The organism is Aeoliella sp., from assembly GCF_965227375.1.
Taxonomy (GTDB): domain Bacteria; phylum Planctomycetota; class Planctomycetia; order Pirellulales; family Lacipirellulaceae; genus Aeoliella.
Window position 1 is genome coordinate 1,761,785 of sequence record NZ_CBDDFX010000002.1, and the last position, 23,405, is coordinate 1,785,189.

Sequence of the window (23,405 nt, forward strand, 5' to 3'; positions counted from 1 at the left end):
CAGCTTGTGTTCCCAGCTAATGTTCGTTGTCACGCCTGGCATCTTGTAAAGCAGGCTCAGGATCGGGCAGGCCAGGCGGTAAACCTACCCGAACCTTGTGAGCCAGCTTGTGTATCACGCGGTTACCGTCTGCCGCTATCTCTTATTCCAATCGGCCTCGGTTCGGGTGAGCCAGGCGGTAAACCCACCCGAACCGTTTGGAGGCCGTTGGACTCAGTTACTACTCCTAGTGCGTGCTATAGGCTTGCATGCCATGCTCGCTGATATCCAAACCAGCTTGCTCGTCCTCGGCACTCACCCGCAGGATGCCCGCGGCCTTCATGATCGAGAACAGGATGAACATGGTGACAAACGCCCAGGCACAGATCGATACGGTACCGATCAACTGCACTCCGAAAGTGGTGTTGCCTTTTGCAAGGTGGGTGTTCGGCAAGATACCGATGGCCATGCAGCCCCAGATGCCGCAGAGGCCATGCACTGGCCACGCACCAACGGGATCGTCGATCTTGGCCTTATCCAGCATCATGATGCCGAGAATAACCAGCACACCCGAAACAGCACCTACGACGATGGACATCCAGTCGGTCATGCAATCGCAGCACGCGGTGATACCGACCAAGCCGCCAAGGATGCCGTTGAGGCCCATCGACAAATCGGGCTTACCAAACATGGCCCAGCTCAGGAGCGTAGCCACAATGCCACCAGCACCGGCGGACAGTGTTGTCGTCAAGGCGATGTCGGAGACTGCAGTTGCATCACCCGCACTGGCGAAGGCCAACTGGCTTCCGGGGTTAAAGCCGTACCAGCCGAACCACAGGATGAACACACCCAAGCCTGCGAGCACGATATTGTGACCGGGCAGTGGAACGCTCTTGCCGTCGACAAATCGTCCCAACCGTGGACCCAGGATGATGGCACCAGCCAAGCCGGCGAATCCACCCACAGCGTGTACGACCGCGGACCCCGCAAAATCCTGGAACTGATGGCCACTTTCGAACTGCATGAGCCAGCCGCCACCCCACTTCCAGTAGCCGCTGATCGGGTAAATCAGCCCGGTCAACAGGGCACTGTAGATCAAGTAAGCACCCACCTTCATACGTCCGGCCACGGCACCCGACACAATTGTTGCAGCGGTTGCAGCGAACATGGCCTGGAAGAACCAGTCTGCCGCAGGGCTATAGGCTGCCTCGGAGGTGAGTTTGTAGCCGTCGAGCCCGATACCACCGAAAGCAAAGTACGCGTTTTCAGGGTCGCCATAGCTGGCGGGGTACATCAAGCCGAAGCCAATGATGAAGTACAGTAGCACACCGACGCAGATGTCCATCGAGTTCTTGAACAAGATGTTCACGGCGTTCTTGCCAGAGTTGAAGCCCGATTCCACCATGGCGAAACCGGCCTGCATGAAGAACACCAACACGCCAGAGAGAAACAAGAGAATCGTGTTAATGGCGTAAGTGTAGTTCTGGTCGAGGGCAGCCAGCGCCTCATCTCTCGCAGTATCTTCTTCGCTGCTCTCGTCGCCGTCGGCAGCATCGTCTCCTTCGTCGCTATCCGCTGCCGCGTCCGTGTCGGCATCACTCGAGTCACTCGTTCCAGCCTCAGGAGGATCAGCATCCTGGGCGTAGCTCACCGCTGGCGACAACACCAGCGCGAGCATGCTGGCGAGCATCAGCACGCCAAACAATCGCTGTAATGAAACCAAATTCATCGCACACACCTTTGCAAGATCAGAAGGAATTATCCAAACGAGGGGGCTGCCAAAAAATCGAATCCACCCACAGCCGTACCTCGTTGCTGTCCCCGTCGGACAGGCTTTCTTCTTGCCCCAGCGACCCTAGCGGTTCACTCACCGCCCACCCGCCGCACGAGCAACTTTTGGTGACCGAGCAGGTTTGCAAGCACCGTGCCAGAGGTGCCTGCGGACGGCCGATCGCAGGGCGCAAGCTGTTGAAAGATAAGAACTTAAATGCCCTAAAGTTTTTTGACGCCATGGCCGACGTGCAGACCACCAAGCAGGGGGTGCCACGATACTGGGCAACGTGGGCCGCGCTTTCGTGCAGGGGTTTTCCGCGAATCGCCTTAGAGAGCGGCCCGGGAGAAGTGGCCGCAGATCCTCGCAGCCTACCTAGGCAGCGGAGAGTGCCTAAAGTGTCCCCAGCGTGGAGATTCACTTAGGCGAGCAGCTACAGGGCGTCGTCGAACATCTCGTCGACGAATTCGTCGGGGTTGAAAAGCACCAAATCTTCGTGCTTTTCGCCCACTCCCACGTACTTCACCGGCAGGCCGATCTGCTGCCGAATGGCCACCACGACGCCGCCTTTGGCCGTGCCATCGAGCTTGGCCAGCACAATTCCTGTGCAGCCGGCCGCCTCGGCGAAGTTGTTCGCCTGACTGATGCCGTTCTGGCCCGTCGTGGCGTCGAGCACCAGCAGTACCTCGTGCGGGGCGTCGGGGATCTGCTTGCGGATCGAGTCGCGGATCTTGGTCAGCTCGTTCATCAGGTTTTTCTGCGTCTGCAGCCGGCCCGCCGTATCGACAATGCAGACATCGGCGTCGCTCTTGATGGCGTGTTCCACGGCCTGGTAGGCGACCGTAGCGGGTTGCGCGCCTTCGGGGCCCTTCACGCACTCGACGCCCAGGCGATCGGCCCAAATGCCGAGCTGCTCGACGGCCGCCGCGCGAAACGTATCGCCTGCGCCCAGCACCACCGACTTGCCCTCGGAGCGGAACATGCAGGCGAGCTTCGCAATGGACGTGGTTTTGCCAGCGCCGTTCACGCCGCAGACCATGATGATGGAGGGGCCGCTGTCGGCGAACCGAATAGGCGACTCGTCCTGTGCCATGAGCTCTTTGAGCTTGGTTTTCAGGACGTTGATCACGTCTTCCATCTGGACCACGCGGCCCCGCATGCTTTTGGCCACTTCGTCCACCAGCTCTTCGGTCGGCTCGTAGCCCATGTCGGTCTTGAACAGGATCGCCCGTAAATCGTCGAGAAAATGCTCGTCGATCAGCCGACCTTCGCTTTTGAACAGGTCGCGAACGTCGGTGTTGAGAACCTGCTTGGTCTTCTTGAGACCTTGTTTGATGCTATCGAAGAGACCCATGGGCGCGGCGGGGGGCTGGATTGGCGACGAATTGGTAGAGATTGCCCCCAATTCTAAAGCCCCGGAGCGGAAGAGGGTATGGAGGGCTCGGGTGCTACGACTGAGTGGAGTCGTCTTTGCCGCCTTCGGGCGGCTGGTCGCTGGCCCGCACTTTGTCGAGGATTCCGTTGACGAACTGGGCCGAGTTGGCGTTGCCGTAGCGTTTGGCCAGTTCTACGGCCTCGTTGATCACCACTTTGTAGGGCGTTTCGGTGAATTTCAGCTCGAATGCGCCCAACCGGAGCACATTGCGATCGGTGGCCGCCATGCGGTTGACGGTCCAGTTTTGGGCGATGGCGTTTAGCGCTTCGTCGATCTCCGCCTGATTCCGCCGCACGCCGAGGATCAACGACAGGCAGAACTCCTCCATGTCGGGCGAGTTGAGCCTTGCATTGACGAAGCTGGTGAGCGCCTCGACCGTGTCGCGCGGATTCACATCGTCCTCGAAGAGGATTTGCAGGGCGACTTCGCGGGCTCGACTGCGGCGGGACATGGTAGCGAGGGGTTTCAGACTGTTGGGGATAGAGAATTATGGGCGATGGATGGTCGGTGGAGTAGTGCCGAACTCTCTATTCGGTCAGCGCTAGTTCATGGCTTCCAGCAGCCCCACCATTTGCAGGGCCGCTTCGGCACATTCGCTTCCCTTGTTGCCGACATTGCCGCCGGCGCGGTGGATGGCTTGCTCCAGCGTGTTGCAGGTCAGCACACCGAACAGCACGGGCAGGTCGAATTCCAGGGCGATGTCGAGCATGGCCATGCTCACCCCGCGATTTATGTGTTGGTCGTGCGTGGTTTCGCCGCGAATCACCGCACCGAGGCAAAGCACCGCAGCGTACTGCCCGCTTTCGGCAAGACGCATCGACACGAGCGGTATCTCCCACGCGCCGGGCACCCAGGCGACGTCGATTTGCTCGTCGGCGACACCATTTTCGGTAAGCGTAGCCACCGCCCCGTCGAGCAGCTTTTGGGTGATGTTCTTGTTCCACTCGGCCACGACAATCGCGATGCGAGTGTCCGTCGGCACTGGGGCGGGTTGGATTACGTTGGGCATGTTGGCCACCTGAAGCTAAAAAGAAAACCGCTGAGTGAACGCCAATCTACGCTAATTCACGATTAGCGGCTATTGGCGTCCATCAGCGGTTTCAATAACGTTCTGGATGGGCTGTTAAGCCTCTTTCATGCTCATGAGGAACTCCGCATTGCTCTTGGTTTTGCGGAGACGCTCGGTTAAGAGCTGCATGGCGTCGGGCGGGTTCATTTCGCTCAACACCCGGCGGAGGATCGACACCCGGCGGTGTTCCTCGGGATCCATCAGCATCTCTTCGCGGCGGGTGCCGCTGCGGTCGATGTCGATGGCGGGCCAGATGCGCTTGTCGACCAACGAGCGGTCGAGCACGATTTCCTGGTTGCCGGTGCCTTTGAATTCTTCGAAAATCACCTCGTCCATGCGGCTGCCGGTGTCGATCAGCGCGGTCGCTACGATGGTGAGCGAGCCGCCTTCCTCCACCTTGCGGGCGGAGCCGAAGAACTTCTTGGGCCGCTGCATCGCGTTGGCGTCGATACCGCCGGAGAGGATCTTGCCGGAGTTCGGGCACTCGGAGTTCCACGCCCGGGCGAGCCGGGTGATGGAGTCGAGGAAGATAACCACATCGCGGCCGTATTCGACCATCCGTTTGGCCTTCTCGATCACCATCTCGGAGACCTGAATGTGCCGCGAGGCGGCTTCGTCGAACGTGCTAGAGATCACCTCGCAGTTGGGGCCTTTGACCTCCCGCTCCATGTCGGTCACTTCCTCAGGCCGCTCGTCGATCAACAGCATGATCACGTAGGCGTCCGGGTAGTTGCTCAGCACGCTCTTGGCCATCTTCTGCAGCAGAATAGTCTTGCCGGCCCGCGGTGGGCTGACGATTAGACCACGCTGGCCGAAGCCGATGGGCACAATCATATCGACCACCCGCATGTCGAGTTCTTCGGCGGTGGTTTCCATGCTGATCCGCCCGTCGGGGTGAACCGGCGTGAGATCGTCGAACGACACCTTGCGAGCGAGCAGGTTGGGATCGTCGTCGTTGATCGACTCGACCCGCAAGAGCGCAAAATACCGCTCGTTTTCCTTCGGCGGGCGGATGGTGCCACACACCGTGGCGCCGTCTTTCAGGCCGAAGCGGCGGATCTGGCTGGGCGAGACGTAGATGTCGTCGGGGCAGGACAGGTAGTGGTAGTCGGGACTCCGCAAGAATCCAAACCCGTCGGGCAGGATTTCCAGCGTGCCCTGCCCTACCATCATGCCTTGCAGCTTCACCCGCTCCTTGAGGATGCGGAAGATCAGGTCCTGCTTTTTCAGGCCCGTAGTGTCCTTGACCTGCTCGCGCTCCGCGGTGGCGATGAGCTCGGGCATGGTCATTTGCTGCAGCTCGGCGACGTAGACATTGCTGTCGAGTTTGTCGCCTTTGGCAATAGCAGCCCCGGCCCGACGCACCCGCTCAGCGGCTTTGTCGAGTTCTTCGGCAATAGTTAGCGGTTCTTCGCGGTCGAGCTTAGCAAGCAGGGCGGGATCGATGTGGTGTCCGTTCTGTGGGCTCTGACGCTTCCTACGGTGTGGCGTGTGGGAGCGGTCGTGGCGCGCTCCACGGCCATTCGTGTCGGCCATGATGACGATGACTCCTGGAGGAGGAAATGTTCCGGTTTGGCAGCGCGCGGAAGGCACCGCCGGTGGGGGTGGGGATAGTGGAAAAGGATGCAGCAGGCAATTTCATACGAAAGTGTCCACCGCCTCAAGTCACCAACTATTATTGCAAAAACCTATCCCTCATGGGAAGCGAAATCTAGGGCATTCCGCTAGCATTCGCGAAAATTCACAATACGGAAACGCGAAAACACGTGGCGCCCAGTTACAGGACACTCCGCAATTTCGCTTCTCAATCGCCCAGTTGCGGGACGACGACCTCGCGCCAGAAGATGCGGACTTGTTCGCGAGTTTCGTTCAAATCGCCGCTGTTGTCGATCACGACATCCGAACGGTGGCGCTTGATTTCCAGCGGCAGTTGCGCTTCCTCGCGGCGGTCGATTTCCTCGGTCGTCCAGCCGCGCCGCACGGCGTTCGCCGCCCTGTGTTCGTCGGGTGTGTCGACCATCAGAATCGTGTTGCACGTAGCGTCCCAGCCCGCTTCCAAAAGCAGCGGAGCGTCGATCACGAACACTTCTTGCCCCTGAGCGGCCAGCCGCTCCCGTTTTCCTTCCACGGCGAGGCGGGTGAGCGGATGGACAACGCTCTCCAGGTAGTGGCGCTCCTCTTCGGCCTCGGGTGCATCGCCAAAAACCAGCCGCGCGATCGCCGAGCGATTCACGCTACCGTCGGCCGCCAGAATGCTATCGCCCCAGCGGGCGACCAGTTGATCTACGACGTCTGGCTGGGCGAGTACATCGTGAGCCATCCGATCGGCGCTGATAACCACCGCGCCCAACTCGGCGAACATTGCTGCTACGGTCGACTTGCCGCTAGCAACACCACCTACAAGACCGATTGTGAACATTGGAAGAAAGGCGCTAGTGTAGCCGAATTCGGGAGAATCCGGAGGTGAACCAACATGTCCGAATTCTTGCGAATCCGGCTACGTTTGGAAACAACAGTTATTCGCACTTGGCCCAGTTTACACCGGTCTTTACGTCGACGCCCAGGGGAACACGCAGCTCATACACGCCCGACATCTCCTCCACCACCAGCTCGCGGAGCGCCTGGAGTTCCTCGTCTGGCGTGTCGAATACCAGTTCGTCGTGTATCTGAAGGACCATCTTGGCCTGCATCCCTTCGTCGCGCATGCGGCGGTAGATGGCCAGCATGGCGAGCTTGATCAGGTCGGCCGCGGTGCCTTGAATCACGGTGTTCACCGCGGTTCGTTCGGGAAGGTTCAACTGCACCGGCGCGGGGCGATCCTCGAACAGCGCGTCTTTGGGCTTACGAGGCGAGCGAATGCCGGAGATGGCCCGGCGGCGTCCCAGCAGCGTTTTGACGAATCCATCGCGGCGGCAATCGGCCAGCGTTTCGTGCATGAAGTCGCCCACGCCGGGATAGCGGGCGAAGTACTCGTTGATAAACCGGGCCGCTTCTTGCTTCGAGATGCCAAGCGACTTGGCCAGTCCGAACGGGCTCTGCCCGTAGATAATGCCGAAGTTCACCGCCTTGGCGCCGCGTCGCATGTCGCTGGTCACTTCGTCCAGGGCAACCTCGTTCACCTGGCTGGCGACCAGCGTATGGATGTCCTGCCCGCTGGCGAATGCGTCGCACAGCGTCTCGTCCTCGGAGAAGTGTGCCAGCACCCGTAGTTCGATCTGCGAATAGTCGGCCGCCAGTAGCTGCCAACCATCGGCGCCGGCGGTAAACGCCGAGCGGATTTCGCGGCCGACCTCCGTGCGGATGGGGATGTTCTGCAGGTTAGGGTCGCTGGAGCTGAGCCGCCCCGTGGCTGCGACCACCTGGTTGAACGATGCATGAACGCGGCCGGTTTCGGGGTGAACCATTGTCGGCAGTGCGTCGACGTAGGTGCCTTTGAGCTTGGCGTAGCCGCGGTGCTCGATGATCTTGGCCGGCAGCGGGTGCTGCTCGGCGAGTTCCTCCAGCACGCTGGCATCGGTGCTGGGGCCCGTCTTGGTCTTCCGGATGACCGGCAGCTGTTGCTCGGTGAACAGCACCTGCGCCAGTTGCTTGGGCGAAGCGATGTTGAACGGATGCCCGGCCAGCTCCTCGATCTCTTCTTCCAGGGTCTGCAGCCGCTCGCCAAATTGGGTGCTCAACTCGTCGAGTCGGGCGACATCCACGCGAATGCCGTTGAATTCCAACTCCGCCAGCACTTCGATCAGCGGCACTTCGAGCGTGGAGTTCAACTCGTCCAGCTCTTCCGCTTGCAGCCGCTCGGCAAGCAACGGCTGCAGGCGCAGGGGAATGTCGGCATCCTCGGCAGCGTAGTGACCAATCTGAGCGACGGGCACTTCGTCCATTCGCTTTTGGTTCTTTCCCTTGCCAATCAGGGTATCGATCTTGGTTGTCTGATGATCGAGGTACTTCTCGGCCAGCTCGTCCATGCTGTGCGAACGCTCGCCCGCGTCGAGCAGGTAGCTGGCGACAATGGTGTCGAAATCCACGCCAGCCAGCTTAACTCCGGCGGTGCGAAAGACCGTAATGTCGTATTTCAGGTTCTGACCGATCTTCGCGATCGACGCGTCCTCGAGCACCGGGCGGAGGCACTCCAACACGGCTTGTTCCTCGAGTTGCACGTCGCCCTCGGGAGCGCGGATCGGCACGTAGTACGCCGTGCCCGGCTGCCAGGCGAGCGAAATGCCCACCAGCTGGGCCGCGCGAGGATTCACGCTGGTCGTTTCGGTGTCGACCGACAACCGCTCGGCGGAGCGGATTTCCTCGACCAGCTTCGCTAGCCGGTCGAGACTGGAAACCACCGTGTAGTTTGTGTCCAGCTTGGGGGCGGTGCTCTTCTTCTTTGCTTTGCCGGTGAGCGATTGGGCGCGGGTAGCCAAGCCTTTGAAGCCGAAGTCGGTGCACAACTCGGCCACACGTTCGGCGTCGTAGTTGCCCGGCCGAGCGCTGGGCCAGTCGATCTCCACCGGCACGTTGGCGTCCAATCGCACTAGCTCGCGCGACATGCGAGCGTCGTCGGCGTAGTCCTGAAGGTTCTGGCTACGCTTCGCGCCCTTCACGTTCGCCGCGTTGGCGAGCACCTCATCGAGCGTGTTGTAGGTCTCGAGCAGCTCGCGGGCGATCTTCGGTCCGATGAGCGGCACGCCGGGCACGTTGTCGACTTTGTCGCCGACCAACGATTGGAAGTCGACCACCTGATCGGGCCGGATTCCCCAGTCGCCATAGAGTTCGGTAGCACCGAACTCCTGATTCTTGCGGATGTTGTAGATGCTCACGTTATTGGTGATCAGCTGCCGACAGTCCTTGTCGCCGGTCACCAACATGCAGCGGAGGCCTTGCTCGTCGCACTCTCGGGCGATGGTGGCCAGCACGTCGTCCGCCTCGTAGCCCGGCTTGCCGATCACCGGCACCGCGAAGGCGGTGAGCAGTTGTTCGATCTTGGGAATCTGCGGGACCAGGTCCTCAGGCATCTCGCTGCGGTCCGCTTTGTACGGGTCGTACAGGTCGTGCCGAAAAGTCGGACCCGGCATGTCGAACGCGGCGAACAGGAAGTCCGGCTTGCGGTCCTCGACCAGGAACAGCAGGTCGCGCAGGAACCCGTACACGGCCGAAACCGGTTCGCCCCGCGGGCTGGTCATCTCGCCAATGGCGTGAAACACCTGAAAAATCAGCGAATGCGAGTCGATCACGTACACCGTCTCACCCGCTTGGGGGGCGGAATTCACCTCATCGGGCGTAGTCGTGGCCTGGGGCTCTTCGTAGCCGGGCAGTTGCTGCTGTCTCATGCGATCCGTTATATGCGTTTCGTTGACACGCGTTAATCCCCTAACTAAATTGGACTTAGGTCGATTTCGCCTCGACCTTAACCGGAACACCGAAAGCAACCTCGTCGAGCGCTGGGCTTAGACTGTATCGAGACCTTACAGCTCCCTCCATCCCACCTCGCCCCCTTCCCCGCATAGGTACCTCGATGGCCGCCCGTCAGGATCAGACGCTGCAAATCGCCCTCATCGTATTCGCCATTCTGTTGGTTGGATTCATTGCGTTCACGTACTACTTCTACAAGCAGGCGAGCGACGCGAGTCAGCAACTGGCTGCGATGACTGAGGATCGCAACAACCAACGTTCGGCGGCCAACAACATGTCGGTCGAGAACGAGGACCTGCGTCAGTGGATGGGCTTCGACCGATTCGCCGAGCACGAGGCGGTGGTCAAGAAGCAAGTGGAAGACGACATGGCCCGGATGGCGGGAACGCTGCCGGATGACAAACGAAACTACCGCGACGCCTTGCAACTGATGTGGCAGTCGACGCAGGAACTGGCTCAGACCCAAACCGTGGCGCAGGATAAGAACAAGGCGCTCGAACTCAAACTGACAGAGATCGAGAAGGGTCACCAGCGTCAAATCGCTCAACTGCAGGCCGACAAGGAGCAGATCGAACAAGAGGCCGCCGCCCAGCGAAACCAGTTCACCCAAGCCCGCGCCGCACTTGAGCAGAGCAAAGCCGCATTGGCCAAACAGAACTCCGACCTGACACTCGCGTTCGACCAGGAACGCAGTCAACTGGTCGCCGCTCGAAACGAAGCGCAAGAGAAGTCTCGGACGCTGGAGAAGACGATCGTCACCTTGAAGGATCAGCGCAAGCAAGAAGACTTCTCCTTTGAGGTTGCCGATGGCAAGATCACCTGGGTAAACCAGGGGAACAACACCGTGTGGATCAATCTGGGCTCGGCCGACGCGCTGCGGCAGCAGGTGACCTTCAGTGTCTACGACACCGAGGACACCGACGCGGGCAAGGCCGATAAGAAGGGTGCCCTGGAAGTGGTTCGCCTGCTCGGCGAGCACATGGCCGAATGCCGCGTGACTGACGACGATCCGCGGAACCCGATTCTGCCGGGCGACTACATCTACAGCCAGGTTTGGCACCATGGCAAGCCGCAGCACTTCGCCCTCACGGGATTGATCGACCTCGATGGCGACGGGCGCAGTGACCTGCAACTGGCCAAGGACCTGATCGAGCTCAATGGCGGTGTCGTCGATGCCTACCCGAATCCCGAAACTAACGTGATGGAAGGCGAGATGTCCGCCGAAACCCGCTACATGGTCTTCGGCGAACGCTCTGATCGCACCAACGACGCGGCAGTTCGCCAGACCTGGGACGACATGCACACCCAGGCTAGCGCGCTCGGCATCGAGTTGATCTCGGTCACCGACTTCCTCAATCAAATGGGCTACAAGCCGAACGATCGTTCGGTGAACCTGGGCGCCGGCGTCAATGCCAGCGACTTCCGCCCCCGCCCTGCTCCGGCACGCGGCGACTTGCGTCCGCGGGTCCAGTACTCAGCGCCGTAAAACGCACACGAGTCACTACTGCGTAGGTTGCACGGGCGCGCTAACGGTTTCCGGCGCGATTGCCACTATCGGCGGCGCCGAGCTTGGCTTGGCCTGTGGAGTCGCTACCGAAGGCTGTTGCTTTCGGGGCGTTAGCGATTCAAGGCCTGCAAACAGCTTGTCCGCCAACCGCTGGTAGGCGGCTAGCTCCTTCTCGTTGTCGGTCGACATGTTCTCGGCTGCAAACAGGTCCGGGCGAACGAACAGCATGACCGCTGAGGAAATGTCGAATTCTTCGGCCAGGTGAAGCAGGCGTCGCCGATCTCGTCGCGAAAGGCGATGCGCGCGGCACAGGTCGATAAACAGGTGCCGCGGTTCGTTGCTCAACCGCCTCGCTTGTTGGCGGCGATAGATCCAATTGAGCAGCCACACGAGTGCAATGCCCGCCAGCACGATGCCCAGCAGGCCCCACAGGTCGCCCATGTTGAATTTGGTGTGGTCGCCACTGAAGCGATTGCCCAGGCTTTGCCACGCCTCGCGGTTGGCGAGCGGCAACCAGTCGAGATTAGCAGCAGTGAAACGCATCACTTTGCCTCCTTCTCTGGTTGCGGGCTGTTGGCTTCCAGTTCGCGCAGGGCCTCGTTGGCACGATTGCGAACCAGGGCGTTGGCATCGGTCGCCGCTTTGCTGATCGCGTCACTTGCCAGCTTTGTGCGCGACGAAGCCAGCGCTTGTACGGCTTCGGCGCGTACTGCAGCGTCTTGATGCTGGACTTGCTTGACGAGCACTTCGAGTAGCTCGTCCACCACTTCCATCGCTGCAGCCATTTGCAGCCCGCGAAGCTTGCGAGGCAACACGGCCGCACTGATTTCACGTCGCAATTGATCGAGCGCCGAATCATCCGACGAACGAACAATGCGGCCCAAGTCGCGGCGTGCCTTTTCGTCGAGGCTATCGAACTTGCCCGCGTAGCGAAGGAAGGTGAAGTCCTGCAAACTCTTCTTGGCGATCTCGCGTACCGTGTCGTCCGCGTGATCCAGTAGTTTCGAGAGCTGTTCCACGGCGCCGCCGTAGCCGTGCTGGCGGAGCGACCGGGCGGCGAAGGCCGCGATTTGCGGATCGGAGTCGCTCAGCAAGTCCTTCAATCGCGCGGTGACCTCGGGAAGCTCGATGCTTCCCATCGCCTCGCAAGCCGCCATCCGCGCCAGAGGTTCGCCGCGGGCCATGAACTCGTCGTAAATGCCCAGCTTCGTGCGGCGCGAGAGCCTCGAAGCGCTCACCATCTGCACAGCCACCGCTTGCGATTCGGCTGGCAGCTCGAACCAATCGTCCGTGGGCTTTTCGAGCAGCGGAATCCTCTTCAACCGCGCGATGTTCTCCCGCACCCGCGAGCTTGCCGGATGGCCAATCGACTTGAGGAACACTTCGCGGAAGTGCGAGTCGTTACGCTCGGCGGCCGTCTCCAGCAACATGAGCGGAGTGCCCGTGTCTTCGAACAGCTTCGCCAGCACCTCAATGGCCCCTTCCGACTGGCTGGTTTCCAGCAGCGTCATCAGCGGCTTGTGCCCCGGGTGATCGGCGTCGGTCAACAGGCTCGTGAACGTGTGATTGCTGGGCGTGGTGATCAGCAGGAACGCTTCGAGCAGCTCCACACGGCGATGCGTGCTGAACTGGTCCACGGCCTTCGACAACGCTGCCAGCGCCCACCGACGTGCAAACGAAGGATCGCGGCCGCGCGGACTGCGCCGGTAGGACAGAATCTCGTCGTGTAGCGCCCTGGCCAGATCGAGCGACAGGCTGGCCATCGCTTCGCCGCCAGGGTGCTTGGGATCGCATGCCGCGGTGACCAGTGCCGGAAACTCGTCGAACGCCCGGCAGGTCATGATGTAGTGACACGCGATGCGGGACGACTCGCTATCGTGTTCGGCAAGCAATTTGCGTAGCGTAGTACGTAGCTTGGCCGAGATGTCGCCCAGCGAAGAAACCTCCGCTTCCGTGAACTGCGGAAACACGCTGAGGAACTTCCGCTGGCTGGTTTCGTCCCGACGGCGCTGCAGGGCGGCGATCGAGCCATTCCGTACCGCGGCCGAAGGACCGGTGATCCCTTCGATCAGCGCATCGGCGGCCGAACGGTTGGGCGTTCGCCACAATTTGCTGAGCGTGCGTTGAAAACCGACTGCCGCCATACTTTGAGCCTGGTAACGAAAAAAGCGCACCGAGTGTCGAACCTTTCGACAGCCTCGGCAAACTGGAGCTCTCAGATTGAAAGCTCGTCGGGTTTTAACGGTTGTAACGGCCCGCACGCTGCGGTGGACGTTGCACAGCACCACTGCGGTAGGCAAACTAAAGGATATGTCAAAAACGACCCCTCTGGCCGGAGTTTCACCATGACCCCCGCTGAACGATCGGCGCAGCAAGTGCTCGAAGCCGAACTGCTCCCGCTGCGAGCCAAGCTGCTGGAAGTGGCTGCGGGGCTCGACCGCATCGAACGGGCCGTCGAACCGCTGCCCGACGCCCAGACGATGGACACCTTCCGCACCGCCATCGAAACGCTGCTTCGCCCGGGGCCGAACCGTGCCGAGCGGATCCAGTTGCTGTTCAGCCGCGCCTACGAAGATCGCTGGCGCGACAACATGGAGGTCTAGGCGGCCCGTATCCGCCGCGCTCCTTCGCCATTCCCCTCCAGACCCCCTGCCATGCAATACATCGACCCTCACATCCACATGGTGTCGCGCACCACCGACGACTACGAGACCCTGGCCAAGATGGGGTGCGTCGCGGTGAGCGAGCCCGCGTTCTGGGCCGGGTACGACCGCGGCAGCGTCGACGGCTTTCGCGACTACTTCGAGCAACTCACCGACTTCGAGCCGCGCCGCGCCGGCTGGTATGGCATCCAGCACTACACCTGGCTGTGCATCAACGCCAAGGAAGCCGAGAACGTGTCGCTCGCCCGCGAAGTGATCGACATGATCCCCGAGTTCCTGAATCGCCCCGGCGTGTTGGGCATCGGCGAGATTGGCCTCAACAAGAACACCCGCAATGAGGCGACCGTGTTTCTCGAGCACATCGATCTGGCGGTCGAAACCAACCAGCAGATTCTCATCCACACGCCGCACCTGGAGGACAAGTACCAAGGTACGCGGATGATCCTCGACATGCTCACCGGCGACTCCCGCATCGACCGTACCCGCGTGCTGGTCGACCACGTCGAAGAGCACACGGTCCGCCCGGTGCTGGAGGAGGGCTTCTGGGCCGGCATGACGCTGTACCCGGTGAGTAAGTGCACGCCGGAACGCGCGGCCGACATGGTCGAGATGTACGGCCCCGAGCGACTGCTGGTAAACTCGGCCGGCGACTGGGGCCCGTCGAAACCCACGGCCGTGCCCGACTTCATCATGGCGATGCGCAAGCGAGGTCATTCGGAATCCTTGATCCGCCAGGTGGTGTACGAAAATCCGCTGAAGTTCTTCAGCCAAAGCGCCAATTTCGACTTCCAAGTAGCGAAGTAGACGAGTACATACCCATCGCGAGCCGGCAATGAACCTGGTGGTACCGGGTTCGAGGACGAGCCGGGTCGCTTGGCAAATTCGTTCTCTCGTGCGCACTTCATGGCAACCCAACTGTTTGAAACCAAAGCCCCCATGCCCGCTAAGCCGCGGGTGCAGATCGATCTGGTGGGGGATGAGACGCGGTTCGAATGGTACAAGCCCTCTAGGTGGTCTGGTTTCTACCTTGGTGTGTTGCTGTCTGCATTGTCGGCTTTGATTGTGTTTGCAATCCACTGGCTGCTCACTGACTTTCAGTGGTTTGTGCTGCTGACTATTCCGCTGCTCGCTTTGGTTTGGATCTTCTTGGCATACTCATTGGCCATCGTGCTATTTGGCAGGGAGAGTTTGGCCATCTCGCCCGACTCTCTTGAAGTGAAGTACTATTCGCTTGGCTTCTGTGACGCTCGTCGCATCCCCCTCGGTGAAGTTTTGCGCGTGAAACCCGGTTCCATATGGGCTCGACACAACAACAGATTACTCACTCGTTACGGCATCATTGCGATCACTACCTTCGGTAATCCGGCGCAGTTCGCCGTGGGAATTGACGACGAAGAGGCGGAGTGGTTGGCCGAGGTGATTTACTCTTGTATCCGCAGCCGCACACCCCGTCGACCAATCCACCAAATGTGTGAGCGTCTCAGGAAGCTTAACGACTTCGACCCGTGGCCCGACGGTGATCTGGAGGGTAGTGGCGGGATTGAGTTCACGACGGCGCAAGAACGCTACCCCAAGCCATCCGATAGCACCTGGAAGGTGTTGGTGACTGTCGACGCAATTGAACTTTCCAATCGCAGGCGGTGGTCGTTCAGCGACATCGTCGGATTGCTGCTTCTTAATATATGCTGGATGGGAGTAGTTGGTGCCTGGTTCCAGCTTGCGCAATCTAGTGTATTCTTGTCGCTGCTCTTGATTCCGACCGTCGTGCTTGGCATTTGCTTTGTTGCTTCGCTGCTGAGCGAGTTGACGGCGCCAGCCTGGGCCGAACGATACACCATACGAATCGACAGTGTCGAACACCGTTGGTCGTGCCCGCTGTTTGCAAAAACAAGCCTCGTGGAGTTTGACGCGCTCGGCCTGTTGAAGATTCGCGACTACAACCATCGCTCGGAAGGCTTCAATCTGCGTTGGCTCGGTATGCGGCACATAACTTCGGGCAACTGCAAAGTGGTCTTGGTGGACAGCATGCGTAAGCGGATCGGGAGCATCGACTCGCTCACCGCGGGCGAAGCCCTCTGGATCGCCGACACGATTGCTCGGGAACTGCCCGGAGCTGTTCAGCAGGGGCGCTGAACTGACTTTGCCCCGAATCGCAAGGAAATGCGGTACTCCCGTCCAAACCGCCAATCTCGACTTCCGGGTAGCGAAGTAGCAATGTACATTTTGCGGGCCGACTCGCATTTCTCGATTGCTCCATTGCTCAGGATTCATGGCAACCCAACTGTTCGAAACCACAGCCCCCATGCCCGCCAAGCCGCGGGTGCAGATCGATCTGGTGGGGGACGAACTCATCCTCCGGTGGCGCAGGGTCACTTGGGGGCCGCTACTATTTCTCATGCTGTGGCTCACCGGGTGGTCGGCTGGCTGTGGGGTGATGTTCTATAAACTGCTGACCGAGTTCGAGTGGTTTATGCTGCTGTTCTCCGTTCCGTTCTTCACCGCGTGGTTCGTGGTGGCGGGGCTGGTGATCTACATGCTGTTTGGCAGGCAATGTCTGGTGCTCGGTCGACACTCGTTGCAGGCCACGACACAAGCCTTGATAACCATTTCCGACCGCGAAGTGCCGATCGACGAAGTCGAGTTGGCGCAGGTCGACGAGAACCTCACCCACCAGGAGAACGGGCCTCCCACGCGCCAGTGGATGATCTCGATCAACACGCTCGGTAGCCCCGTCGAGTTCGCCAAAGGTATCGACGAAGCGGAGGCCGAGTGGCTTGCCGAGACGATTAACGTGTGCTTGAACCGCATGGCGCCCGACCGCGCCGCCATGACGTCGCGGGATGCGGTACGTAAGCGCGACGCAGAGTCACGCGATCTGGACGAAGGATTCTCCGGCGAACCAATCGAGGACGAACTCGACGACCAGCAGCACGACGTTGAAGAGAGATCGCATCGGGCTGTGGTGTTTGTTCCCTCGCGTGATCGCTGGGAGCGCCCGTCGGACTCTTCCTGGCAACTTAGTCGCGAAGGCCGCGCGCTGGTGTTTATCAATCGCGGGCGCTGGTCGCTCGCGGCCATACTCGGCAGTCTATTCATCTGCTTGTTCTGGAATGGCATTGTCAGTGTGTTTGTGTTGCAGTTGTTCGAGGACTTTCAGTGGTTCCTGGCGATCTTCCTCATTCCGTTCGAGGTGATCGGCCTGGTGATCTTGTTCGCGTTGCTGGCCGCACTCACCGCCCCGGCGTGGGGCTCGCGATACACGTTCCGGCTCGGCCGCATCGAACACCGCTGGTGGTGCCCGCTGTTCGGCAGGACCAAGCAGTTCGATTTCGACCGGCTCGACCGGATTGAGCTGGCGCAAGGAGGCACTTCGAACAAGGTCAGTAATCCCCCCATCAAGTTTTCCACCACGCAAACCAGCACCGGCGAGTACCGCCTGGCGCTCATCGACACCAGCAACACCACGCTGCTGGAGATCGACTCGCTCACCAAAGGCGAGTCGCTGTGGATCGCCGACACGCTGATGTGCGAGCTGCCCGGCATGTTCGACCGCGACCGCTAACCGGGCGGTTCTGCCCCGAAGAGTTTTGCCCCAACACACGATCCATTGGCCCAAAACCGGGGGTTTTGTCCCACCATTCGATCGATGGGCCGAGACTTACTCATAACCAAACTGCTCTACAAAAGGGTTGAGAATCTCGAGCGCTCCGGCTAGGTGTCGCTCGTAGTTTTTCCACCGACCTACGGCTCTGCTGTCAATGGGCTTCGTGATGTCGTCATAAGTTGGAGTTCGCACGGCGGCGCGATCGGATCGGTTCTTCGTGTCGAGCATTTCTGGCTCCCATTCCAAGCCTAGAAAGTCCGTGACACGGCGTACGCAGTCTGCCGGTTCTACTGTCATCCTTTCGTAACTCGTTTCCATCCAGCATTGCTTGAGCTTGGTTTTCCAAAGCAGCCAGTGACGCATGCAGTCGACGTAAAACCTACTTGCCTGTACCACATCGATCGAAGGCGCGCTATTCCAGTTGAGTGGTACCAAGGTGAAAAAATAACTGACAATAACATCCCGGGGATCTCGAATCGGCATGAGCACTTTTGCCTCGGGGAATAAACGCAGAAACATGCATAACTCGGGTGTCGCCAGTGGGTCCTTTTCGACTAGCAAGCGATCGTCTATCCGCTCTCCCAAGAGGGCTTCGCTGAACTTGAGGTAAGCTTGGCGACCTGCGTCGATGGATTGGGCCCCGAATGATCGCAATTCCACCACGGCGTCGAATGCTGTAGCTGCCTCCCACAGGAGCGGAACCGAGAATTGTGTATTGACGATGCCCGACTCATCCGTACCGACGCACTTCGAGTTGCTTGCAAGCACTTGCTCCAATAGTGTCGTGCCAGATCGAGGAAACCCGGCGAGAATGGCCACGTTGTGAGGCTGGCCTATCGATTCCGCATCTCGTTGCCAATTGCGCAGATCGACATCGGTGATCTCCCTGGCAATCTCCCACTGACGATGACGAATTGCGTAGGAGACCTTCAACTGTGGTATGGCTCGGGGGTGGAGCTGGGATTTAGCAAGTTGCAATTGTTCCCAAGCTTCATCAAACTGCCCCAACCGATCGAGTGACGACGCCAACTCGTACCGAAGTCCCCAATCGAAGGAGCTAGGATACTCCTTCAGATGCCGCGTCAACAGAGTTTCGGCAGATTCGTACCTGCCCTCGCGCTTCTCCAGGTGAGCGAGCAATCGTACACCCCGTGCGGAACTAGGGTCGATCTCCAACGCTTTGCTCAATTGCTCCCGAGCTTGTTCGAATTGGTTATCTCTTTCAAGAGTCCAGGCGTACTGGACATATAACTCTGCTTCCGGCATTTTCTGACGGCGAATGGCATGGGCCATAGCATCAACCGACTTACCGAATCGCCCGGATTGAAAATAGCATTTGGCGATCTGAAGAATGTTCTCGATGGTCGAGTGAGATTCTTCTAGGATTAGTTTGAAGAGTTGCTCTGCGCGCTCGTACTCATAAGCTCTCCACAGAGCGAACGCGATTTCAGCCACCTTCGTTGGGTCAAGTGTAGAAAGCGAGGCGGGAGTGTCGCTAATAGCCAGTAAGTGGTTGATGTCGCCAGAGTTCACGGTCGGCTAGTCCGACTATGGGCAAGGAGCGGGAACATATCCAATCCGTACATCTGTTGCTGCCAGAACGACAAACGCCCTCCCCCGAGCAGTGCTTGGAAAAGGGCGGTTTGTGCTGCCTGTCGTTTAGCAAATCTGCGAGTGCTGTTTAACTCTTGCGTCGCATGGCCGCTGCGCCAAATCCGCCCAGGCCAAGCAGCGCCAGCGTGGCTGGTTCAGGAATGGGAGAACCTGTCTGGTCGAATGCAAGATTGTCGACAGCCAAATAGGAGGCTGACCCTGAAGTCTGTGTAAGGCTCAACGTGAGTGACTCGCTCCCAGTGCCAGAGAGACCAATCGGGTTCGTGACTACGCTAGCGTCAGGAGTGCTCCATGTACCACTGCCTAGCAGGCCACTGATGGAGCCTGTCACGGACCAGTCAACATCGGTGTCGCCGCCGCCAGTCCAGACGTTGAGATCGAGGGACGTAAGTGTGACATCCACTCCAAGTTCTGGCGTAAGCACAATGGTATGAGGACTGCCAATGTCGTTATCGTGCTGATAAACTCCATCGCCGGGGTCATTGGGCCAGCCACTATATTGGTCCCAGTCTGAATCCCAGGCCAGAGCTACGTTTGGCGTACCAGGGGCGTTAGAACCGTGATCAGTTGGTACAGGGTCGTTAGTGGAAGCAAGGCCCGTAAGAATTGTGGCGCTAGTTGCATTTTCGGCCAGGACTACTAGGCCACCGGCAGCCAGGGCGGCGGACAGACCTCTCGTCAGATTGTTAACTCTCATTAATCCTATCCCTTCCAAGTGAGCGATTCCAGGTGGAGCAACAGTGAGTGATATCATCCAGAGATTGGCCTCTTACGCTATGATTTTTGCTAGGCCTTGAATCACGTGCAACGACCCTCCGCGCAAACAATTTGGCATTTTTTGCCACGCCCACTGGGATTGCTCTAACCTGCGATTCGAAAGGAACTTACCGCGGGTCCGGGCCGACTGCAACTATGTTTGTAGTTAGAGTGTTCTGCGTCATTTGACACATTTCACTCTCCAGACTTTTAAATAGGCCAAGGCGCTAGGTAGGCAGACTGACGGGAATCGTTTTGCGTCCGTTCATCTACTCTACCCCAGTTCTTTTTCCACTTCTTATGACTCCAAAAACAAACTGCATTCCGAGCGTGCGAAAAATAGCTCTGCTTCTCGAAGGATTGCGTGTCCGTGCAATGCGGATCTGAGTCATCAGGCAGTCGACGAGGCTAGATTGTTCTAGCTGCCGGGGCATGTTGCTGGGCCGATTGTAACCGCCCTTCTCCGTAAGACGCGACGCAAGCGGCATCCCAAGCCCCAGCGTTGACGGGCACTTGGTTGTCGTTCGTTGCACCGTGTAGCATTGCGAAATGCCCGCCACATACGTGGCGCGATCAACGGGCACGCCAAGATCGCGTATGCTCCCGAAGACGACTCGGGCACCTGAGCGATGAGCTGCTGAAGTGCTCCTCTGCCGTTCTGCGCTTCGAAGTTTTGCTTGAACAACATGAAATCGTTGTAGTTGTTCCGAAAGTCGCCGTTCAGATCGCCCAGAGCATAGGCCTGATCGGGTGTGAGCCCGGACATGTCGACGTGTTGGCCGTTGCGAAACTGTTTCCAATCCGCCGCGTCTAGAATGCAATTGCCGTCTAGGTCGCCTAGCAGAGTGCAGACACCTTCGAGTTCGAAGGTAGTGATGACCGCACGGTGGTCCGACGGATACTCGGCGGCTACGATGTCGGAAAAGCCGTCATCGGGGCCAATGGTTAGCGAAACCGTGGGTGTAACCGATTGTCCTCGGTAATAGACCTTGTCGATTCGGTCCTGCGGTTCAAGAACCCCTTGGTTGCTGTAATCAGGCCCATACACGGGCGACCAGGTGTTACCGGGCTTGGCGACTTCGTCGGTGTGAACCCTTCGAAACGAATCCATGTACCCGGCATCGGCAATGGACTTCGAAGTCGGCCAGGCGACCTCCGCCACATGCGTGCCCGCACTGGCAGCGGCTTCCGTCCAATCGAGGTGCGATGCCTCGTTAAAGTCGCCGGTGAGAAAGACGGGCAGTCCCGACGAGAAGGCCTGCTGCATCTCAGCCAATACGCCATCGATCTGGCCACCACGAGCATTGACTTGGTCTTGAATCACCGCTGCGATCTGTGCCGGGTCGTTTGGGTCGTAGATCGTACCGCCGAAATACGGAATGCCATTGAGTTGATAAGGTCCGTATGGTGCATGCGAAAGGTGAACATTAAAAGCATAGACTTCCGAACCAGGGGCCAGTTGGATGCGCACACCATGGCTCATTGATGTATCGACGATGTCAAAGCGTGTGGCGATCTGAGATTCACTGTCGTACTGCATGCCGAGCGTCGTAGCGACCAACGATCCGGCGTTGCTGCCCATTTCTTGGAAACCAACAATGTCCGCGTCACCCGCCTGGACTGCTGTGACGATGCCCGCTCGTCCCCCCGAAGAGTCCTCTGCCGACCACACGTTAAACGTCATAACCTTAAGTGTATCATCTGCCTTGCCGCCCGGGCCGAATGAAATCGTCGACAGAGTAAACAGAATTGCAACTGAACGGGAGAATTGCATCGGATCTCTTGCTTTGAGGTGAATTCGAGTAGGATGCTGATGCATCGCCTCGCGTCATGGCCACTTCTTCGCGCAATCATACTGTTCGAGTCTGAGTCAACTCTGCGACCCCGACAAGCATATAGTGCGCATTTTGTTTGGCGATTTCCGGCTCACGAGTCCTATTTGCAGCCTGGTCGGAGTACGCCATGGGTGGGCGAGTGCCCCGCGCTGGTGTTCCATGCCCATTTCACGAATGATCTGGGTGCGGAGGCCACAGATTCCTTGGGGGCAAATTGGGATGGCAGCACATGCCACACGAGGCTGCCATGCACTACTGAAGGAACTTTCACGTAGTCGATATGCGCGACTATGGATATCAGGCAGAACCCCCACGTGCAGCAGTTGCTGGTAGTGAATTCCAGCGAGGTACTAACAACGCTGCGGCAATCAGCAGCGAAATGGCAAGACCGTAGAAAACGTAGCTCCACACATCGGCCTGCTTGCCCACGAATACCTCGATCCACGCTGGCATAGTGCCTCCGGCAAGGGCGCCGACTGAACCGCAGCCGTTAATCACACCGGCTGCGGTTGATGCGCCGCGTTTTGTTCCGAAGTCGATTGCGGCCGTGCCAGAAATGAGCGAATCAGGGATGTACAGCAGGAAACCAATCAGGAAAAACCCACCGCCAATTGCCACACGCGTGGCGGGGAGTTGAGGAAAGCAAGCCAAGAAGCCGCTGAGCAGCAACAGCGCAATCACCGAGATGGGAATCCGACGAGCACGGAACAGGCGGTCAGAAATCAATCCTCCCGCGAGCACTCCCAGAAATCCAGCGAGGTCGAACATGCTGCCAAGAACGAGGTCGAACATGCTGCCAACAAAACCGACCTCACCAGCAGAGGCATCCAAGCCTGATTGGGTTAAACGATGCTTCACGTAGAGCGGCGCGGAAAACAAGATCAGATACCGCGTTGGCTTCAGAAAGAAGTAGACAGCGGCAAGCAACAGGACCATGCGATTGCACAAAACCTCGACAATCGTAACCCAAGCGCCATCTGGTTCTTCGCTCGGCGTATCGCCCTCCACCACGACCTCAGGCTCCTCGCCATGGTAGACTTCGATGGGTGGAAGACCGACGTCTTCAGGTCGGTTGCGCTGAAAACAATAGAACAGAATCCAGATAACCAGCAAGCAGGCGGCGGGGAGCCAGAATGCGAACCGCCAGGCAAGATCAGCATTGGCACCTGCCTGGGTTGCCCAGACGATACCCAGCACGGCCAGTGAAGAAGCTATTGCGCCCCCAATCGCGTAATTGGTGCACCAGAAGCCCATTACCGTGCCTCGTTCGCGGCGAGAGAAAAACTCTCCCATGTTCTTTGCGAGCGGTGCCCATCCAGAAGCCTGACAGAATCCCTGCGCGGCAAACAGCAGCGAAAACACGAGCACACTCAAGGACGCACCCATGGCGACTGAGATGAGAATGGACATCAACATTCCTGTGAGGATGACACGCCTCGTTCCAAACCGGTCACCAAGAATCCCACAGACAAATTGGCCAATGGCGTAGGTAGTAAGATATGCGCCATCGACCCAGGCCATGTCGGCGAAACTCCAGTTCGCGACCGTTGGCTTTTCAAGCTCTGTCTTGGCAACGGAGAAAGACTTCCGGGTGAGATAGAACCCAGCGTAGGCTAGCCAAGTGATCAGGAAGGTAGAGCGCCGATACCCCTCGTAGACCCGGTCCTGTTGATGCTGATCACCTGCGGGATTCATTGGAATAGGCATGCATGGTCAGGGCAACGAGATCGAACTGGCTCTTGCTGGCCACCCAAGCTCGTGACCGCGTG

At 59.0% G+C, this 23,405-nt stretch carries 18 protein-coding genes; 5 read left to right on the top strand and 13 right to left on the bottom strand.

Going from position 1 to position 23,405, the window contains the following annotated elements:
• Nucleotides 1-226: 226 nt before the first annotated feature.
• From ACQK2L_RS20030 to polA, 7 genes are all read right to left on the bottom strand, one after another.
• The gene (locus ACQK2L_RS20030; protein WP_425398817.1) at nucleotides 227-1,708 is read right to left on the bottom strand and encodes an ammonium transporter; all 1,482 of its coding nucleotides are present in this window, start codon (nucleotides 1,706-1,708) and stop codon (nucleotides 227-229) included.
• Between the two features lie 475 nt (nucleotides 1,709-2,183).
• Nucleotides 2,184-3,104 (bottom strand): signal recognition particle-docking protein FtsY, encoded by a 921-nt coding sequence (gene ftsY / locus ACQK2L_RS20035; protein WP_425398818.1) that lies wholly within the window; start codon nucleotides 3,102-3,104, stop codon nucleotides 2,184-2,186.
• A gap of 94 nt (nucleotides 3,105-3,198) precedes the next feature.
• The gene (nusB, locus tag ACQK2L_RS20040; RefSeq protein WP_425398819.1) at nucleotides 3,199-3,636 is read right to left on the bottom strand and encodes a transcription antitermination factor NusB; all 438 of its coding nucleotides are present in this window, start codon (nucleotides 3,634-3,636) and stop codon (nucleotides 3,199-3,201) included.
• Between the two features lie 90 nt (nucleotides 3,637-3,726).
• Nucleotides 3,727-4,194, bottom strand: coding sequence for a 6,7-dimethyl-8-ribityllumazine synthase (gene ribH / locus ACQK2L_RS20045; protein WP_425398820.1), 468 nt, complete (start codon nucleotides 4,192-4,194; stop codon nucleotides 3,727-3,729).
• Nucleotides 4,195-4,308: 114 nt separating this feature from the next.
• Nucleotides 4,309-5,790, bottom strand: coding sequence for a transcription termination factor Rho (gene rho, locus ACQK2L_RS20050; protein ID WP_425398821.1), 1,482 nt, complete (start codon nucleotides 5,788-5,790; stop codon nucleotides 4,309-4,311).
• Nucleotides 5,791-6,058: 268 nt separating this feature from the next.
• A complete protein-coding gene (gene coaE / locus ACQK2L_RS20055; RefSeq protein ID WP_425398822.1) occupies nucleotides 6,059-6,673 on the bottom strand; it encodes a dephospho-CoA kinase in 615 nt (204 codons plus the stop codon).
• Between the two features lie 97 nt (nucleotides 6,674-6,770).
• Entirely contained in the window at nucleotides 6,771-9,575 is a 2,805-nt protein-coding gene (gene polA, locus ACQK2L_RS20060; protein WP_425398823.1) for a DNA polymerase I, read from the bottom strand.
• Between the two features lie 185 nt (nucleotides 9,576-9,760).
• On the opposite strand from polA, the gene ACQK2L_RS20065 reads away from it, so the two are divergent.
• Nucleotides 9,761-11,143 carry a hypothetical protein gene (locus tag ACQK2L_RS20065; RefSeq protein ID WP_425398824.1) on the top strand — a complete coding sequence of 461 codons (1,383 nt, stop codon included), beginning with the start codon at nucleotides 9,761-9,763 and terminating at the stop codon, nucleotides 11,141-11,143.
• A gap of 15 nt (nucleotides 11,144-11,158) precedes the next feature.
• Here ACQK2L_RS20065 and ACQK2L_RS20070 read toward each other — a convergent pair whose 3' ends face one another.
• Together ACQK2L_RS20070 and ACQK2L_RS20075 are read right to left on the bottom strand one after the other, a co-directional pair.
• The gene (locus ACQK2L_RS20070) at nucleotides 11,159-11,707 is read right to left on the bottom strand and encodes a hypothetical protein (RefSeq protein WP_425398825.1); all 549 of its coding nucleotides are present in this window, start codon (nucleotides 11,705-11,707) and stop codon (nucleotides 11,159-11,161) included.
• Nucleotides 11,707-13,308, bottom strand: coding sequence for a HEAT repeat domain-containing protein (locus ACQK2L_RS20075; protein ID WP_425398826.1), 1,602 nt, complete (start codon nucleotides 13,306-13,308; stop codon nucleotides 11,707-11,709). Before ACQK2L_RS20075 ends, ACQK2L_RS20070 begins: the two co-directional genes overlap by 1 nt.
• A 201-nt stretch (nucleotides 13,309-13,509) precedes the next feature.
• Here ACQK2L_RS20075 and ACQK2L_RS20080 point away from each other — a divergent pair, with 201 nt between their 5' ends.
• The 4 genes from ACQK2L_RS20080 to ACQK2L_RS20095 all read left to right on the top strand — a co-directional run bounded on the left by ACQK2L_RS20080 (nucleotide 13,510) and on the right by ACQK2L_RS20095 (nucleotide 17,389).
• Nucleotides 13,510-13,767 (top strand): hypothetical protein, encoded by a 258-nt coding sequence (locus tag ACQK2L_RS20080; RefSeq protein WP_425398827.1) that lies wholly within the window; start codon nucleotides 13,510-13,512, stop codon nucleotides 13,765-13,767.
• A gap of 51 nt (nucleotides 13,768-13,818) precedes the next feature.
• Nucleotides 13,819-14,631 (top strand): TatD family hydrolase, encoded by an 813-nt coding sequence (locus ACQK2L_RS20085; protein ID WP_425398828.1) that lies wholly within the window; start codon nucleotides 13,819-13,821, stop codon nucleotides 14,629-14,631.
• Nucleotides 14,632-14,763: 132 nt separating this feature from the next.
• Nucleotides 14,764-15,960: a hypothetical protein gene (locus ACQK2L_RS20090; protein WP_425398829.1), complete on the top strand. Its 1,197-nt coding sequence runs from the start codon at nucleotides 14,764-14,766 to the stop codon at nucleotides 15,958-15,960.
• A 136-nt stretch (nucleotides 15,961-16,096) separates the two neighbouring features.
• Nucleotides 16,097-17,389 carry a hypothetical protein gene (locus ACQK2L_RS20095; RefSeq protein ID WP_425398830.1) on the top strand — a complete coding sequence of 431 codons (1,293 nt, stop codon included), beginning with the start codon at nucleotides 16,097-16,099 and terminating at the stop codon, nucleotides 17,387-17,389.
• A gap of 96 nt (nucleotides 17,390-17,485) precedes the next feature.
• Here the strand turns inward: ACQK2L_RS20095 and ACQK2L_RS20100 are convergent, their stop codons facing one another.
• The 4 genes from ACQK2L_RS20100 to ACQK2L_RS20115 form a co-directional block, all read right to left on the bottom strand.
• Nucleotides 17,486-18,964 (bottom strand): tetratricopeptide repeat-containing sulfotransferase family protein, encoded by a 1,479-nt coding sequence (locus ACQK2L_RS20100; protein ID WP_425398831.1) that lies wholly within the window; start codon nucleotides 18,962-18,964, stop codon nucleotides 17,486-17,488.
• Between the two features lie 148 nt (nucleotides 18,965-19,112).
• Nucleotides 19,113-19,742, bottom strand: a complete 630-nt coding sequence (locus tag ACQK2L_RS20105) for a PEP-CTERM sorting domain-containing protein (protein ID WP_425398832.1) — start codon at nucleotides 19,740-19,742, stop codon at nucleotides 19,113-19,115.
• A gap of 477 nt (nucleotides 19,743-20,219) precedes the next feature.
• A complete protein-coding gene (locus ACQK2L_RS20110) occupies nucleotides 20,220-21,575 on the bottom strand; it encodes an endonuclease/exonuclease/phosphatase family protein (RefSeq protein WP_425398833.1) in 1,356 nt (451 codons plus the stop codon).
• 358 nt (nucleotides 21,576-21,933) lie between these two features.
• Nucleotides 21,934-23,331, bottom strand: coding sequence for an MFS transporter (locus ACQK2L_RS20115; RefSeq protein WP_425398834.1), 1,398 nt, complete (start codon nucleotides 23,329-23,331; stop codon nucleotides 21,934-21,936).
• Nucleotides 23,332-23,405 lie beyond the last annotated feature (74 nt).